The organism is Streptomyces sp. NBC_01261, assembly GCF_036226385.1.
Lineage (GTDB): Bacteria > Actinomycetota > Actinomycetes > Streptomycetales > Streptomycetaceae > Streptomyces.
On sequence record NZ_CP108463.1, the window covers coordinates 5,995,734 to 6,009,659 of the forward strand.

Here is a 13,926-nt window from a genome sequence, read left to right on the forward strand (position 1 = left end):
GGCACTCCCGGCTCCCACGGCGGCCGGAGGGCGTACGACGCGCCCGGTCATGAAACACCCCCGGCTCTCACGCCGGCCCGAGGGTGTACGACGCGCCCGGTCATGAGGTCGAGCCTCCCGTCCCTGTCCCCGCGGCCCCGGCCAACGGCACCGTGGCCACCACCCGGAACCGGTCGCCGTCCACAGCCCCGGCCTCCAACTCGCCCCCGACCGCGGTCAGCCGCTCCCGGAGCCCGACCAGCCCGGATCCGCCCTTGCCGCCACCCCCATCGTCGTCACCGGCGCCGACTTCGCCTCCCCCCACCACCTTCGCCCCGTCGTTCTCGACAGTCAGCACAACCCGCCCCTCCTCCACCCGCACCCCCACCACGCACCGCCCCGCATCCCCATGCCGCAGCACATTGGTCGTCGCCTCGCGGACCACCCACCCGAGCGCCGACTGCACCTCGACCGGCAGCCCCGCCGCGTCGCCGGTCACCTCGCATTCGATGCCTGCCGCCGCCAACACGCCCTGCGCACCGGCCAGTTCGAGGCGGAGGTCGGCCTCGCGGTAGCCCCGTACGACATCGCGCACCTCCCGTTGGGACTCGCGGGCGATCCGCTGGACCTCGATCATCTGCTCCACGGCCTCGGTGCGCCCGCGCCGGGCGAGTTGCACAGCCAGTTCGCTCTTCAGCGCGATCACCGACAGGTTGCGGCCCATGACGTCGTGCAGGTCGCGCCCGAACCGGAGCCGTTCCTCGGCGACGGCGAGGCGGGCCCGGGTCTCGCGGGCCTCGTCGAGTTCGTAGACGGCGTCGAGGAGCCAGACGGAGAAGGCCGCGGTGAAGGCGAGACCTCCCGCGGTGAAGAGGACGGCCAACCCGGTGCCGAGCGCGGCCGGCGCGGCCACCCCGAGCGGGAGCTGCGCGACCAGCGCCCCGCCGACCGCACCCGCCACCACCCCGAGCACCTGCCGCCGACCCCGCACCCCCAGCGTCAACGTCCCGGCGCCGAAGCCCAGCACCCCCACGAAGAGCGTGCTCGCGGCGGCCCGCACATGGTCGTCATCGGGACCCCGCTCCCGCAGGACGAGCGCGGTGACGGCGATCAGCGCGGTCACCGCCCCGAGGAACCACAGCAGCCGTAGGGGCTGCGCCCGCCGGCCGCGCGTCCAGTCGAGCGCCCGGGACGCGGTCGCGGAGCAGATCAGCGCGTGCACGGTCACGACCGCCGCCATCCAGGTCGCGGTACCCACCCCGACCTGCGCGAACAGCGGCAGCCCGATCGCGCCGACCTCGATCACGGCGAAGAAGTGGAAGGACCAACGGGTGTACGTCTCGACCTTCCCGGGCGTGCTCTTCCGCCCCCACCAGCCCCCCGAGCCTTCGCCCGATCCTCCCGGTGTCCGCATCTCTCGGTGCTCCCCGTGCTCGCCGTGCTCCGCGTACTTCAGCGCCGCGGCTCCCACCGGAACCACCGCCGTACAGCAAACACCGCGAGGACGGTCCAGGCCAGCGCGATCAGGACGGCGCCCAGCGCGTCGTAGCCGGACAGGTCGCCGTTCCAGCCGCCGCTGATCAGCCGGATCGCGGGGGACAGCGGGAGGAATTGGCAGACGTCCGCGATCCGGTCGGGGAGGAGTTGGAGCGGGATGATGATCCCGGAACCGAGCATGGACGCGAACAGCACCGGCAACGCGGTCACCTGTGCGCTCTCCGCCGTCCTGGTGATCGTCGCCGTCAGGGCGGCCAGCGCGGCGGACAGGAACAGCCCGAACAGCAGCCCCAGGACGACGAGTTGGGGCATCGCGGGCGCCCCCGCGTCGAGCAGCAGCACGCACGCCACCGCCAGCAGCACGGACTGCGCGAACCCGACGCACACCGCCGGCAGCGCGGTCCCCGCGAGGATCTCGGAGTCGCCCAGCTCCCCGGTGCGCAACCGCTTGAGGACCAGTTCCTCCCGCCGCGAGACGAAGGCACTCACCAGCGACGAGTACACGGCGAAGAGCAACGAGAACCCGATCGCGGCCGTGAGCATCACCGCCCCGACCGACAGCCCCTCCCCCTTGAGATCCATCTGGTCGACGGCCGGCCGCACACTGAACGGCAGCGCCAACGGCACGAGCAGCGCCGTGACGACCGCACTCCGATTCCGCCCCAGCAACGCCAGCTCGGCCCGCCCGAGCGCCCGCAACCGCCGTACCGGAGTAGTCGTAGCGGCCCTCGTAGTGGCCGTCGTGGAAGTCGTCGCACTCATACCGTCACCTCCTGCTCATGCCCGTGCTCCCGAGCGATTCCCAGGAACGCCTCTTCCAGCGAAGCCGACCGCACCTCAAGCCGCCGCAGTTCGATCCCCGCCCGCTCGGCCCACACCAACAGCCCGGTGGCCGCCCGCTGCAACTCCTGCGTCTCCAGCCGTACGACCCTCCCCACGACCTCGTGCCGGGCGACCCCCAGCGGGCCGAGCGGCGGCAGGTCCCCCACGAAATAGCCCGAGGGCAGCTCGAACGAGATCCGCGACGGCCGCCCCGCCGTCACCTCGGCCGGCGTCCCGGTGACCGCGATCCGCCCCTCGCTGAGGATCGCGAGCCGGTCGGCGAGCCCCTCCGCCTCCTCCAAGTAGTGCGTGGTGAGCAGCACGGTCGTCCCGCCGTCGCGCAGCGCCCGCACCAACTCCCAGGTGTCCTGCCGCCCTTCGGCGTCAAGCCCGGTCGTCGGCTCGTCGAGGAACAGCACCTCGGGTGACCCGAGCAGCGCGAGCGCGAGATCGAGCCGCCGCCGTTCACCCCCGGACAACTGCTTCACCCGTACGTCCGCCCGCCGCGCGAGCCCGACCAGCGCGAGCGCCTCCGCCTCGGGCCGCGCCCCGCTCGTACAGCCCGCCCACATCCGCGCGGTCTCGGCGACGGTCAGCTCGGACGGAAACCCGCCCTCCTGCAACATCACCCCGGTCCGCGGTCGTACGGCGGCCCGCTCGCTGTAGGGATCGTGGCCGAGGACGCGCACCTGCCCGCCGGACGCCGGCGCGAGGCCCTCCAGAAGTTCGACCGTGGACGTCTTGCCCGCGCCATTGGTGCCCAGGAGCGCGAAGACCTCGCCGCGCCGCACGGAGAACGTGATCCCCCGCACAGCCTCGAACCCGCCCCCGTACACACGGCGTAGGTCAGTGACCTCAATCACGTGTTCGTGTTCGTTGGTGTCCATGACTTCAGCGTCGCCGCGGCGGAGGCCCGGCAGCAGTGCGCGGTGTCATCACTCGGCATGACAAATGTCAGACGGGGACGATCTGTTGACGCGCATCGGGCACAGCAAAAACCCCGGTCCACCGGACCGGGGTTTTTCGCTGGAGCGGACGACCAGGTTCGAACTGGCGACCTCAACCTTGGCAAGGTTGCGCTCTACCAACTGAGCTACGTCCGCATTGCATCCGATCGGCTTTCACCGGTCGGCGCGAGCACCACCCTACCCGATCCACAACAGTGGTCCGAACGGTGATGCTGCAGAGCGGGTGACAGGAATTGCACACTGCGCCTTCCCCCTGGAAGGGGGATGTTCTGCTACTGAACTACACCCGCGTGTACTCCGTGAGCTGGGCCTTTCGGCCTCGCCCCTCGGCGTGCTCCGAACTCTAGCTGACCAGGAGGGGTGCAGCGCAAGTCGGTTGCCCCGAGGGGCCGGTGACCGGCCGTCGGCCCAACTCATCCGGGGCCGCTCACTGGGCGGCGGCGAACGCCTCGTAGACCTTCTTGGGGATGCGTCCGCGCGCCGGCACGTCCATCTTGTTCGCCTGGGCCCAGGCCCGGACGGCCGCCGGGTCGGGGGCGACCTCGGTCTGGCGGTAGGCCTTGCCGGACCTCGACCGCTTGCGGCCGGCGTCCACGTAGGGCGCGAGCGCCTTACGCAGTTTCTTGGCATTGGCTTGATTCAGGTCGATCTCGTACGACTTGCCGTCGAGCCCGAAGGCGATCGTTTCCGCCGCTTCCGAGCCGTCGATGTCGTCAAAGAGAGTGACCACGACCTTCTGCGCCACGAATATCGGTCCCTTCGTGCGACACCGGAAACCGCACTATCCGCGGGGACGCACGGAGACGTCACGGAGGTGCGGAGATGTCGACTGTCCGCCTGTTATTGGGCAAAGTATCGGCTATTGCCAATTCATTTGTACAGTGCCCGGCAATGCAATGTGAAGCCCGACTAAATCTTCCCGCGTGTCTCCGCGCAATAGGGAACCGGGATCGATCCGGGATCTTTCCCTGAACTTTTCGTGAAGACCCCCGCCCGACACCGGATCGTGATGGTCCTCACGTAGATTCCTACAACTCTACTCGCGTAGAAATTTTGTACGGGTAGTCTGAAGTCACCTGTCGAAGACCCGCAGGAACACGCTCAGCACCACAACACCGGGAGTGCCAGTGGCACGCGTCGTAGTCGACGTCATGCTCAAGCCGGAGATCCTCGACCCCCAGGGCCAGGCGGTCCAGCGTGCGCTGCCACGCCTGGGTTTCGAAGGCATCTCCGACGTACGTCAGGGAAAGCGATTCGAACTGGAAGTTGACGGCCCGGTCGACGAGGCCGCGCTCGCCCGCATCCACGATCTTGCGGAATCCTTCCTCGCCAACACGGTGATCGAGGACTTCACCGTCAAGGTGGAAGAAGTGGCGGAGGCCGCCAAGTGACCGCTCGTATTGGCGTCGTCACTTTCCCCGGCAGCCTCGACGACCGCGACACCCAGCGCGCGATCCGTCTCGCCGGCGCCGAACCGGTAGGCCTCTGGCACAAGGACAAGAACCTCCACCAGGTCGACGCGGTCGTCCTCCCGGGCGGTTTTTCCTACGGCGACTATCTGCGCGCTGGTGCCATCTCCCGTTTCTCGCCGGTGATGGAGACGGTCATCGAGCAGGCGAAGTCGGGACTCCCCGTCCTCGGTATCTGCAACGGCTTCCAGATCCTCACCGAGGCGCACCTCCTCCCCGGCGCGATGCTCGGCAACAACCACCTGCACTTCATCTGCCGTGACCAGAAACTGCGGGTGGAGAACGCGGACACCGCCTGGACCAGCGACTACGTGTCCGGCCAGGAGATCCACATCCCGCTGAAGAACATGGACGGCCGCTACGTCGCCGACGAGCACACGCTCGACGAGCTGGAGGCGGAGGGCCGAGTCGTCTTCCGGTACCTCGACGTCAACCCGAACGGTTCGCTGCGCGACATCGCGGGCATCACGAACGCCGCCGGGAACGTCGTAGGCCTCATGCCGCACCCGGAGCACGCCGTCGAGATGCTCGTCGGGTCCGGTCGCACCGACGGCCTCCCCTTCTTCACCTCGATCCTCAAGAAGCTGGTCAACGCATGAGCCGGACGCCTCTGGACACGGTCGAGCACGCGGCCGAGACCCCCGACGTCGAGCTGCCCTGGGCCGAACTCGGCCTGAAGAAGGACGAGTACGAGAAGGTCGTGGAGATCCTCGGCCGCCGGCCCACCGGCGCCGAGCTCGCCATGTACTCCGTCATGTGGTCCGAGCACTGCAGCTACAAGTCCTCGAAGGTCCACCTCCGCCAGTTCGGCGAGAAGGCCCCGCAGTCCGACGCCCTGCTCGTCGGCATCGGCGAGAACGCGGGCGTCGTCGACGTCGGTCAGGGTTACGCGGTCACCTTCAAGGTCGAGTCGCACAACCACCCGTCCTACGTCGAGCCCTACCAGGGCGCGGCCACGGGCGTCGGCGGCATCGTGCGCGACATCATCGCGATGGGCGCCCGCCCGGTAGCGGTCGTGGACCCCCTGCGCTTCGGCGCGGCCGACCACCCCGACACCAAGCGCGTCCTCCCGGGCGTCGTCGCGGGCATCGGCGGCTACGGCAACTGCCTGGGCCTCCCGAACATCGGTGGCGAGGTCGTCTTCGACGCCTGCTACCAGGGCAACCCGTTGGTCAACGCGGGCGCCATCGGCGTCATGCGGCACGAGGACATCCACCTCGCGAAGGCCTCCGGCACCGGCAACAAGGTCATCCTCTACGGCGCCCGCACGGGCGGCGACGGCATCGGCGGCGCGTCGATCCTGGCCAGCGAGACCTTCGACGACGCCAAGCCGTCGAAGCGCCCCGCCGTCCAGGTCGGCGACCCCTTCCAGGAGAAGCTCCTCATCGAGTGCACCCTGGAGGCATTCAAGGAGAAGCTGGTCGTCGGCATCCAGGACCTCGGCGCGGCCGGACTCTCCTGCGCCACAAGCGAGTTGGCGTCGAACGGCTCCGGTGGCATGACGGTGACGCTCGACGACGTCCCCCTCCGCGACTCCACGCTCTCGCCCGAGGAAATCCTCATGAGCGAGTCGCAGGAGCGGATGTGCGCGGTCGTGGAGCCGTCGAAGGTCGACCGCTTCCTGGAGATCTGCGAGAAGTGGGACGTCATCGCCACGGTCATCGGTGAGGTGACCGACGGCGACCGCCTGGAGATCTTCTGGCACGGCGGCAAGATCGTGGACGTCGACCCGCGCACGGTCGCGCACGACGGCCCGGTCTACGAGCGCCCGTACGCCCGCCCGTCCTGGCAGGACGCGCTCCAGGCGGACGACGCCAACAAGCTTGCCCGGCCCGGGACTTCGGAGGAACTGAAGGCCCAGGTCCTGGCCCTGGTGTCGTCCCCGAACCAGGCGTCCAAGAAGTGGATCACGTCGCAGTACGACCACTTCGTGCAGGGCAACACGGTGCTGGCGCAGCCCGAGGACTCGGGCATGATCCGCATCGACGAGGAGACCGGCCTCGGGGTCGCCATCGCGACGGACGGCAACGGCCGGTACGCGAAGCTGGACCCGTACGCGGGTGCGCAGTTGGCGCTCTCGGAGGCCTACCGCAACGTGGCCACGACGGGTGCGAAGCCCCTCGCGGTCTCCGACTGCCTGAACTTCGGTTCGCCCGAGGACCCGGCGGTGATGTGGCAGTTCGCGGAGGCGATCCGTGGACTGGCCGACGCCTGCCAGCAGTTGGGCACGCCGGTGACGGGCGGCAACGTCTCCCTCTACAACCAGACGGGCGACGTGGCGATCCACCCGACCCCGGTGGTGGCGGTCCTGGGCGTCATCGACGACGTGGCACGCCGCACGCCGGTGGCTTTCCAGGAGGAAGGCCAGCTCCTCTACCTCCTCGGCGACACGCGTGAGGAGTTCGGGGGCTCGGCCTGGTCGCAGGTCGTCCACGACCACCTCGGCGGCCTGCCCCCCAAGGTCGACCTGGAGCGGGAACGGCTGCTGGCCGAGATCCTGATCTCCGCGTCCCGCGACGGCATGATCGACTCGGCGCACGACCTGTCCGACGGCGGTCTGATCCAAGCGGTAGTGGAATCGGCCCTGTTGGGCGAGAAGGGCGCACGCCTGATCGTCCCCGACGGCCTCGACGCGTTCACCTTCCTCTTCTCGGAATCGGCGGGCCGCGCGGTCGTGGCGATCCCGCGCTCGGAGGAACTCCGCTTCAACGACATGTGCGGGGCGCGGGGCCTCCCGGTCACGCGCATCGGTGTCGTCGACGGCGACTCGGTGGACGTCCAGGGCGAGTTCGCGCTCTCCCTGGAGGAACTGCGCGAGGCGCACGAGGGAACGATTCCGGCGCTGCTGGCGTAACACCCAAGCGCGGAAAGGGCGTTCGTGGGACGGTCACGCCGACCGTCCCGCGAACGCTTTTTCATGGCAGGGCGAGGGTGGCGAGGAGTCGTAGCCTCTCGTCGCTGTCGGTGTCCTTGTCGGGGTAGTAGACGACGAGGATGACGTCGTCGATGGGGAGTTTGTCGCGGTGCAGCCGTAGGTCGCCGACGACGGGGTGGTGGACGGTGGTGGTGCCGCCGTCGAGGTTGCGGACGTCGTGCCGAGCCCACAGGGTGCGGAACCGGGCGCTGGCCAGGGCGAGTTCGCCAACGAGTTCGACGAACCGGGGGTTGTCGGTGTCGTCCCCGATGGTCGTGCGCAGCGCGGCGACGAAACCGGCGGCGGCCTGCGGCCAGTCCTGGTGGAAGGCCTGTTCCTCGGGATCGAGGAGGAGCGAGCGCAGCCGGTTCTCGCCGGGCCGCAGACGCGGGGAGAACGCGACGGCCATCGGGTTGGCGGCCAGGACGTCGAAGGCCCGCCCCTCGACGAACGCGGGGATCTGCAGATGGGCGAGGAGCTGGTGCACCCGTGCAGGTACGTGCTCGGGCCGCTTGCGGCGCGGTGCCCTGGGGCGGGCGGCGCCGAGGCCGAGCAGATACGTCCGCTCGACGTCGTCCAGACGCAGGACGCGCGCGAGCGAGTCGAGGACCTGGGCCGAGGGGTTCTTGTCGCGGCCCCGTTCCAGGCGCAGGTAGTAGTCGGCGCTGATGCCGGCGAGCAAGGCGACTTCCTCCCGGCGCAGACCGGGCACACGGCGGTTGCCGCCGGCCGGGATGCCTGCCTGCGCCGGGGTGACCAGCTCACGCCGGGCGCGGAGATAGCTCCCGAGCCGGTTCTCGGATTCCTCGTCCTTCGCGGAGACGCCCATGGATACGTCCATGTCGACACGGTAATGCGGTGAGCGGATCTCAGCGGGGGCCCTGACAGGACCCCGGACGAAGGGGGCACTGCCCCGCCGGGCGGATCCCGCCAAGACTCACGGCATCTTCTAGTGAAGGGAAGACGTTGTGGATCTCACCAACCGCACCGTTCTCATCGTCGGCGGGACCTCGGGCATCGGCCGGGAACTGGCTCACCGGTTCGCCGCGGCGGGCAGCACGGTTGCCGTGGGCGGCCGTAGCGAGAAGGCGCTTGCGCAGCTGGCCGGAGAGGGCTTCGGCACGTTCACCGTCGATGTCACCGACGACGCCTCCGTCACCCGTGCCCGTGACGCCGTACTCGCGCGCCACCCCGAGCTGGACACGGTGGTGACCATGTCGGGCGTCATGCTCCTGGAGGACCTGCGCGACCCCGCGCACTTCGAGGCGGCGCGGACGACGGTCGACACCAACCTGCTCGGCACGATCCGGGTGATCGACGCCTTCACTCCGCACCTCGTACGGCGGGGCGCCGGCGTCTTCGTCACGGTCACGTCCGGCATCGCGTTCCTGCCGTTCCCGCCGATGCCGACCTACGCCGCCTCGAAGGCGGCGGTGCACGCCTACTCCGAGGCGCTGCGCGCACAACTCGCCGGCGCCGACGTGGAGGTCGTAGAACTGGTGCCCCCGGCGGTGGCCATGGTGGGTCAGCAGAAGGTGAACCCGCACGCGCTCCCGCTGGACGGCTTCGCCACCGAGGTCATGGACCTGCTCGCGGAGAACCCGACCCCCCACGAGATCCTGGTGAAGGGCGTCCACATGCACCGCTGGGCCGAGCGGGACGGCACCTACGACGACCTCGTCGCCCAGCGCTCCAAGGCCCTGGCGATGCTCCCCGGCCGCGAGGGCTGAGGCCAGGGGCTCCGTATTCCCTCCTTCGCTACGGCTGTGAAGGCTCCGCTCGTTTCGACGCGCGGGGCCTTCGGCGTGCTGGGTCGAACGGGGTTCAGGGGTGGGGCGCGGGACAATGGCGTCTGCCGCAGAAGGTGACGGGGGGCCAGAGGCCGCCGAGGGTGCTGAGGACGAGGTTCACTCATCGACCAACTCGGCGTCGACACCGGCATACCCGGAACCGACCTGCACGACGACGCCCTCGAAGTTTTCCGGTGCTTCCCGGCGGCACGTAGCTGGTGCCTTTGACTCGGTCGCCGACGAGGAAGGGGGCGTCGGTGCGGGGGCGGGGGTTGGGGGTGAGGTTCTTTCGTGAAGTGGTCATGGGACCACTGCCAGACTCCGGGCACTGACTGCGATTCGCTGGGCACGGTACGGAAAGAGGTGGACGGGGGAGGTGAGTTGGGCAGGGGCATCACGAGAGGCCAGGCGGTGAAGGGGACGAGCGTCTCCGAGTCGTCACTGCACCGCGTGGAGCGGGGGCTGACGAGTCTGCCCAGCGTCCAGGACCTCAAGTCGTTGTTGAATCGGTACGGGGTGAGCGACCCGAGCGATGTCGCGTTCTTGCTGGACATCCACAAGAACTCGCTGAACCGGGGCTGGTGGTCGGTCTACCGGACCTTCATGCCGTCCGGGTTCAACATGAGCGTTGGCCTGGAAGGTGACGCCAAGATCCTTCGGGTCTACCAACCTGAGGTGGTGTTCGGCCTGTTCCAGACCCAGGCGTATGCGCGTGCCCAGTTCGAGACGGCTAAGCCTGTCGACGAGCGCACCACGGAGTTCGTGGAGCGGAACATGGAGATTTGCATGCGGCGCAAGGAAGTGATCACGCGCTCCGAGCGGCCGGTGGAGATCCACGCGATCCTCGAAGAGGCCACGCTGTGGCGGGTGTTCGGCAGCGCCGAGATCATGCGGGAGCAGTACCGGCACCTGGCGGAACTGGCCTCGCTGGATCACATGACCGTGCAGATCCTGCCGATGTCCCGGCCCATCTACCGGGCATCGGGCAACTTCATCCTCATGGATTTTGCGCCGCCACTGCCTACCGTGGTGAGTGTGTACGCCCGCAGGTTCGACGCCATGAGGGCCGAGGCCCCCGCGCCTCGGGAGACGCCGCGATTCCTGGAACGAGCGGCACGAGACTTGGAACAGTCATGAGCAGCCACCCCAACGCCCTCGAACTGGCCCGAGAAGAGGCCTGGTTCAAATCGACGTACAGCAGCGACCAGGGCGCGAGCTGCGTTGAGATAGCCGACCTCATCCCCACCACTCTTCAGCCGGAGGCGTTTACGAGCTTCGTCGCCCACATGAAGTCGGGCCGGCCATGAAGCCAACCTGGTTCAAGTCGTCCTACAGCAACGACTAGGGCGGCAACTGCGTCGAGGTGGCCAACCTGATCGCCACCCACGCCCGCATAGTCATCCGCGATTCCAAACTGGATCGGCCATGAACTCAGCTGCGGAATCTGCCTGGTTCAAGTCCTCGTACAGCAGGGACGCGGGCGGAAGTCGCGTCGAGGTCGCTAACCTCGTTGCCGCCCAAGCCTTGGTCGCCGTCCGAGATTCCAAGCTCCCGCACGGCCCCACCCTCACCCCTTCACCGCGTTCGTGACGTCACCGACAACCGAACGCCCTTCCCCTTCGCCGGACTTGGGCAACCGCCAAGCCAACACCGCGGCCACCCGCGTCGCATCCACAGACGCCTGCACGCCGGCCGCGTGAGCCGCCCTCGCCAGGTGGGCCCGTGGCCGGCGTAGAAACGGGCCAGCACCGTGCCGAACACAGTCGTGCCCAGCGCGTTGCCGAGGGTCTGGAAGAGGCGGATCGACGTCGTGGCCACCCCCAACTGGTGGCGCGGCGCGGAGTCCTGGATCAACAGGATCAGTTGGCCGATGAGCTGCCCGAACCCCGCGCCCGTCAACAGGAGTTCGGCCCGGAGTAGCCACAGGGACGTGTCCGGTCCGATCGTCGTGGCCAGCAGGGCGAACGCGAGGGCTGGCGTTGCCTTACCGCTCAGCGTGAACGTCCGTGCCGACCAACCCCGCTCCCCCAGCGGCCCGGTGAGCACACCGGCCACCCCCAACCCCACCGCCAGCGGCACCAGGACGTAGTAGATCGCGCACATCATCGCGCCGCCGAGAATCGCCGGGGCCCGGAGTTGGCGCCGTAGCGAAGCCCAAGCCACGATCTTCGGTGAAGTCCACCCGTACCGCTTACTGCCCCAGTCCGTCATCAGCAGCAGCGCGCTGGAGAACCCGGCCGCCAGCCCCGCGCCCAAGTAGTCCAACGGGCGTCGGACATGTTGCTCGGGCAGCTTCAAGACGAAGGCGACCGTCACCAACACGGCAATCTCCACCGGCAGGTTGACGTAGAAGATCCACCGCCAACTCGCGTGGTCGGCGAGCAGACCGCCGATCCATGGGCCGATCGCCGTCGCGCCACCGGCCATCAGCCCACCCGCGTTCGTGTCCTTGCCGGAGTCCTTCCCGCCCGGGCCCCTGAGGTGGGCGATCACGATCATCGTGATGCTCATCAAACCGCCCCCGCCCAACCCCTGCAGTGCCCGCGCCGCACAACGCCGAACCCAGCAGGAACGTCGCGATCGCCGCCGACGCGAGCGCGTACGCGTTTACCAGCCACGGGATCTTGTCGACGCCGTGGGAGGGGTCGAGATCCCGGACGATCGGGACGGTGGCGGCGGACACGATCCGCATATCGAGCCGCGCCAGCACGATCGTGACGAGGCAGAAGGCGAAGCCGATTTTTCGCTGGGTCTCGGTCATGGAGCCGAGCCACCATGCAAGCCAGTTATGCCTGGAGACCGCGAGGCGGGTCATCCGGACCGCGATCGCCCTCTTCTCCGAACGCGGCTTCGACAACGCCTCCGTGCAGGGGATCGCCGACGCTTCCGACGTCTCCAAGCCCTGGACGCCGTGCGACGGCGGTTCCTGGAGATGTTCGGCACCCGCGACCCGGCGGTCGGGCTGCACAGTGAACCGTTCGCCCGCCAGCTCCGCGAACTCGTCATGGGGACACCGGCGACCTGATGCAGGCCACCATCGCCGCCGCCGAAGCCCCCGAACGAGCCGAGCGCGCCGCTCCTGAGCGCCGGGCCCGTCAGCCGCCCCTCCCCGGAGGGTACTTCGCGAAGTGTGACACTGACACGAGTAAGTGTCACACTTTCCGAACCTACCCCCCGTCCCCCGGACCCTGCCGCGGCCACGGAATAGGCTCACCGCCATGCCCACGGCCAAGAAGCGCGCGCGTACGTACGACCCCGTCAGGACCCGCACCGCGCTGCTCGCCCAGTTCGGAAACGTGCGGGAGGCCGTCCGCGCCCTGTCCGACGAGCAACTCACCCTGCCCACACGTCTGGGCGTGTGGACCGTACGGGAGCTGGTCGCGCACATCGGGATGGCGGTCACCGCCGTACACCGTTCCCTGGACAGGCCGGCCCCGCCCGCGCAGAACGCCGTGATCCTCGACTGGCCCTTCGCCACCGCGGCCAACTCCTCCGCCATCGCCGACTTCACGCGCACGCTCACCGCCCAGCACCCCGACCTCGACGCCTACCTCGCCGACATCGAGCAGACCTTCACCGAACACCTCGACACCCACCCCGGTACCCGGCTGCTCGACACCAACGTCGGCGCGATGCCCCTGGCCGACTACCTCGTCACCCGCACCGTCGAACTCTGCGTCCACACCGACGACCTCAACGCCGCCGTCCCCGGCCTGGACATCCCCTTCGACCGCCAGGCCCTCGCCGCCTGCACCCGGCTGCTGGCCGATGCCCTGGCCGTAAAGGCACCCGGCGGCTCGACCGAGGTCCGCATCCCGCCGTACGCCGTGGTCCAGTGCGTCGAAGGCCCCCGGCACACCCGCGGCACCCCACCCAACGTCGTCGAGACCGACCCCCTGACCTGGCTCCGGCTCGCGACCGGCCGGACGCGATGGAATGACGCCGTAGAAGAGGCGAGGGTCAGCGCGAGCGGCGAGCGGGCGGATCTGAGCGGACTGCTGCCGATCATGGGGTGAAGTGCCCCGGGGAATCCGGAAGGGAACCCGTCCCTCCCGTCCCACCTCCATGGACAAACAGAGATTCACTCTCGCCGTCCTGGCCATCGTCCCGCTCGTGGTGGCGTGCGACAGGGAGAAGACGACGAGCGGCAGCGGAGACTGGCAGGTGCAGAGCATCACCGTGGCCGGTTCGGCACGACCGGTGCACGGCAAGCCGCACCTCGCCTTCGACGCCAAGACCGGCGAGGTCGGCGGTCGCCTCGGCTGCAACGCCGTCAACGCGACGGCGACCGTATGCGCCGGACACATCACGCTGGGCCGCCCGTCCACCACCCGAATGATGTGCGACGCCTCACTCATGGGCACCGAACGCGCCCTGCTCGGCCTCTTCAACGGTCGGGTCGACTACCGAGTCGATCACGACACCGCCACGCTGACCAGCGCAAACGGCGCGATTGTCCACGCACGCGCCGCCAAGTGATCCACTAC

The 13,926-nt window shown here is 69.0% G+C and carries 15 protein-coding genes, 2 tRNA genes and 1 pseudogene; 10 read left to right on the top strand and 8 right to left on the bottom strand.

Annotated elements, in window-relative coordinates; translation table 11 throughout:
- Positions 1-100: 100 nt before the first annotated feature.
- The 6 genes from OG226_RS26545 to OG226_RS26570 all read right to left on the bottom strand — a co-directional run bounded on the left by OG226_RS26545 (position 101) and on the right by OG226_RS26570 (position 4,011).
- A complete protein-coding gene (locus OG226_RS26545; RefSeq protein ID WP_443044797.1) occupies positions 101-1,450 on the bottom strand; it encodes a sensor histidine kinase in 1,350 nt (449 codons plus the stop codon).
- Positions 1,432-2,238, bottom strand: a complete 807-nt coding sequence (locus OG226_RS26550; RefSeq protein WP_328681811.1) for an ABC transporter permease — start codon at positions 2,236-2,238, stop codon at positions 1,432-1,434. Before OG226_RS26550 ends, OG226_RS26545 begins: the two co-directional genes overlap by 19 nt.
- Complete coding sequence (locus OG226_RS26555; RefSeq protein ID WP_329350227.1) at positions 2,235-3,185, bottom strand: ABC transporter ATP-binding protein; 951 nt, start codon at positions 3,183-3,185, stop codon at positions 2,235-2,237. The genes OG226_RS26550 and OG226_RS26555 overlap by 4 nt, the downstream gene beginning before the upstream one ends.
- Before the next feature lie 140 nt (positions 3,186-3,325).
- Positions 3,326-3,401: transfer RNA gene (locus OG226_RS26560), tRNA-Gly, on the bottom strand.
- 83 nt (positions 3,402-3,484) lie between these two features.
- Positions 3,485-3,556 (bottom strand) — tRNA-Gly (locus OG226_RS26565).
- A 137-nt stretch (positions 3,557-3,693) separates the two neighbouring features.
- Complete coding sequence (locus OG226_RS26570; protein WP_019073805.1) at positions 3,694-4,011, bottom strand: histone-like nucleoid-structuring protein Lsr2; 318 nt, start codon at positions 4,009-4,011, stop codon at positions 3,694-3,696.
- A gap of 382 nt (positions 4,012-4,393) precedes the next feature.
- On the opposite strand from OG226_RS26570, the gene purS reads away from it, so the two are divergent.
- Genes purS through purL form a run of 3 tightly spaced genes read left to right on the top strand, consistent with a single transcriptional unit; the run spans position 4,394 to position 7,589 of the window.
- Positions 4,394-4,657: a phosphoribosylformylglycinamidine synthase subunit PurS gene (gene purS, locus OG226_RS26575; RefSeq protein WP_015659417.1), complete on the top strand. Its 264-nt coding sequence runs from the start codon at positions 4,394-4,396 to the stop codon at positions 4,655-4,657.
- Positions 4,654-5,334: a phosphoribosylformylglycinamidine synthase subunit PurQ gene (gene purQ, locus OG226_RS26580; protein WP_329350228.1), complete on the top strand. Its 681-nt coding sequence runs from the start codon at positions 4,654-4,656 to the stop codon at positions 5,332-5,334. The genes purS and purQ overlap by 4 nt, the downstream gene beginning before the upstream one ends.
- Positions 5,331-7,589, top strand: coding sequence for a phosphoribosylformylglycinamidine synthase subunit PurL (gene purL / locus OG226_RS26585; protein WP_329350229.1), 2,259 nt, complete (start codon positions 5,331-5,333; stop codon positions 7,587-7,589). Before purQ ends, purL begins: the two co-directional genes overlap by 4 nt.
- A gap of 61 nt (positions 7,590-7,650) precedes the next feature.
- Here purL and OG226_RS26590 read toward each other — a convergent pair whose 3' ends face one another.
- Positions 7,651-8,490, bottom strand: coding sequence for a helix-turn-helix transcriptional regulator (locus OG226_RS26590; RefSeq protein ID WP_329350230.1), 840 nt, complete (start codon positions 8,488-8,490; stop codon positions 7,651-7,653).
- A gap of 127 nt (positions 8,491-8,617) precedes the next feature.
- On the opposite strand from OG226_RS26590, the gene OG226_RS26595 reads away from it, so the two are divergent.
- From OG226_RS26595 to OG226_RS26610, 4 genes are all read left to right on the top strand, one after another.
- Positions 8,618-9,379, top strand: coding sequence for an SDR family oxidoreductase (locus tag OG226_RS26595; protein WP_329350231.1), 762 nt, complete (start codon positions 8,618-8,620; stop codon positions 9,377-9,379).
- Between the two features lie 423 nt (positions 9,380-9,802).
- The gene (locus OG226_RS26600; RefSeq protein ID WP_329350232.1) at positions 9,803-10,576 is read left to right on the top strand and encodes a helix-turn-helix domain-containing protein; all 774 of its coding nucleotides are present in this window, start codon (positions 9,803-9,805) and stop codon (positions 10,574-10,576) included.
- Entirely contained in the window at positions 10,573-10,746 is a 174-nt protein-coding gene (locus OG226_RS26605; protein WP_329350233.1) for a DUF397 domain-containing protein, read from the top strand. The genes OG226_RS26600 and OG226_RS26605 overlap by 4 nt, the downstream gene beginning before the upstream one ends.
- 118 nt (positions 10,747-10,864) lie before the next feature.
- On the top strand, positions 10,865-11,029 hold the full coding sequence (locus tag OG226_RS26610; protein ID WP_328681838.1) for a DUF397 domain-containing protein: 165 nt from the start codon (positions 10,865-10,867) through the stop codon (positions 11,027-11,029).
- Here the strand turns inward: OG226_RS26610 and OG226_RS26615 are convergent.
- The gene (locus OG226_RS26615; protein WP_329350234.1) at positions 11,015-11,950 is read right to left on the bottom strand and encodes an MFS transporter; all 936 of its coding nucleotides are present in this window, start codon (positions 11,948-11,950) and stop codon (positions 11,015-11,017) included. The two genes, OG226_RS26610 and OG226_RS26615, sit on opposite strands and share 15 nt — an antisense overlap.
- Positions 11,951-12,198: 248 nt before the next feature.
- Here OG226_RS26615 and OG226_RS26620 point away from each other — a divergent pair.
- The 3 genes and pseudogenes from OG226_RS26620 to OG226_RS26630 all read left to right on the top strand — a co-directional run.
- Positions 12,199-12,300: pseudogene (locus tag OG226_RS26620) on the top strand (hypothetical protein); the annotation flags it as partial.
- A gap of 357 nt (positions 12,301-12,657) precedes the next feature.
- Complete coding sequence (locus OG226_RS26625; protein WP_329350235.1) at positions 12,658-13,455, top strand: maleylpyruvate isomerase family mycothiol-dependent enzyme; 798 nt, start codon at positions 12,658-12,660, stop codon at positions 13,453-13,455.
- Between the two features lie 49 nt (positions 13,456-13,504).
- Positions 13,505-13,918, top strand: coding sequence for an META domain-containing protein (locus OG226_RS26630; protein ID WP_329350236.1), 414 nt, complete (start codon positions 13,505-13,507; stop codon positions 13,916-13,918).
- Positions 13,919-13,926 lie beyond the last annotated feature (8 nt).

Excerpts from the sequence above, each read along its gene's own strand:
- OG226_RS26590 (WP_329350230.1), bottom strand. The coding sequence starts at position 8,490 with ATGGACGTATCCATGGGCGTCTCCGCGAAGGACGAGGAATCCGAGAAC.
- purL (WP_329350229.1), top strand. The coding sequence starts at position 5,331 with ATGAGCCGGACGCCTCTGGACACGGTCGAGCACGCGGCCGAGACCCCC.
- OG226_RS26605 (WP_329350233.1), top strand. The coding sequence starts at position 10,573 with ATGAGCAGCCACCCCAACGCCCTCGAACTGGCCCGAGAAGAGGCCTGG.
- OG226_RS26555 (WP_329350227.1), bottom strand. The coding sequence starts at position 3,185 with ATGGACACCAACGAACACGAACACGTGATTGAGGTCACTGACCTACGC.
- OG226_RS26630 (WP_329350236.1), top strand. The coding sequence starts at position 13,505 with ATGGACAAACAGAGATTCACTCTCGCCGTCCTGGCCATCGTCCCGCTC.
- OG226_RS26550 (WP_328681811.1), bottom strand. The coding sequence starts at position 2,238 with ATGAGTGCGACGACTTCCACGACGGCCACTACGAGGGCCGCTACGACT.
- OG226_RS26625 (WP_329350235.1), top strand. The coding sequence starts at position 12,658 with ATGCCCACGGCCAAGAAGCGCGCGCGTACGTACGACCCCGTCAGGACC.
- OG226_RS26610 (WP_328681838.1), top strand. The coding sequence starts at position 10,865 with ATGAACTCAGCTGCGGAATCTGCCTGGTTCAAGTCCTCGTACAGCAGG.
- OG226_RS26615 (WP_329350234.1), bottom strand. The coding sequence starts at position 11,950 with ATGAGCATCACGATGATCGTGATCGCCCACCTCAGGGGCCCGGGCGGG.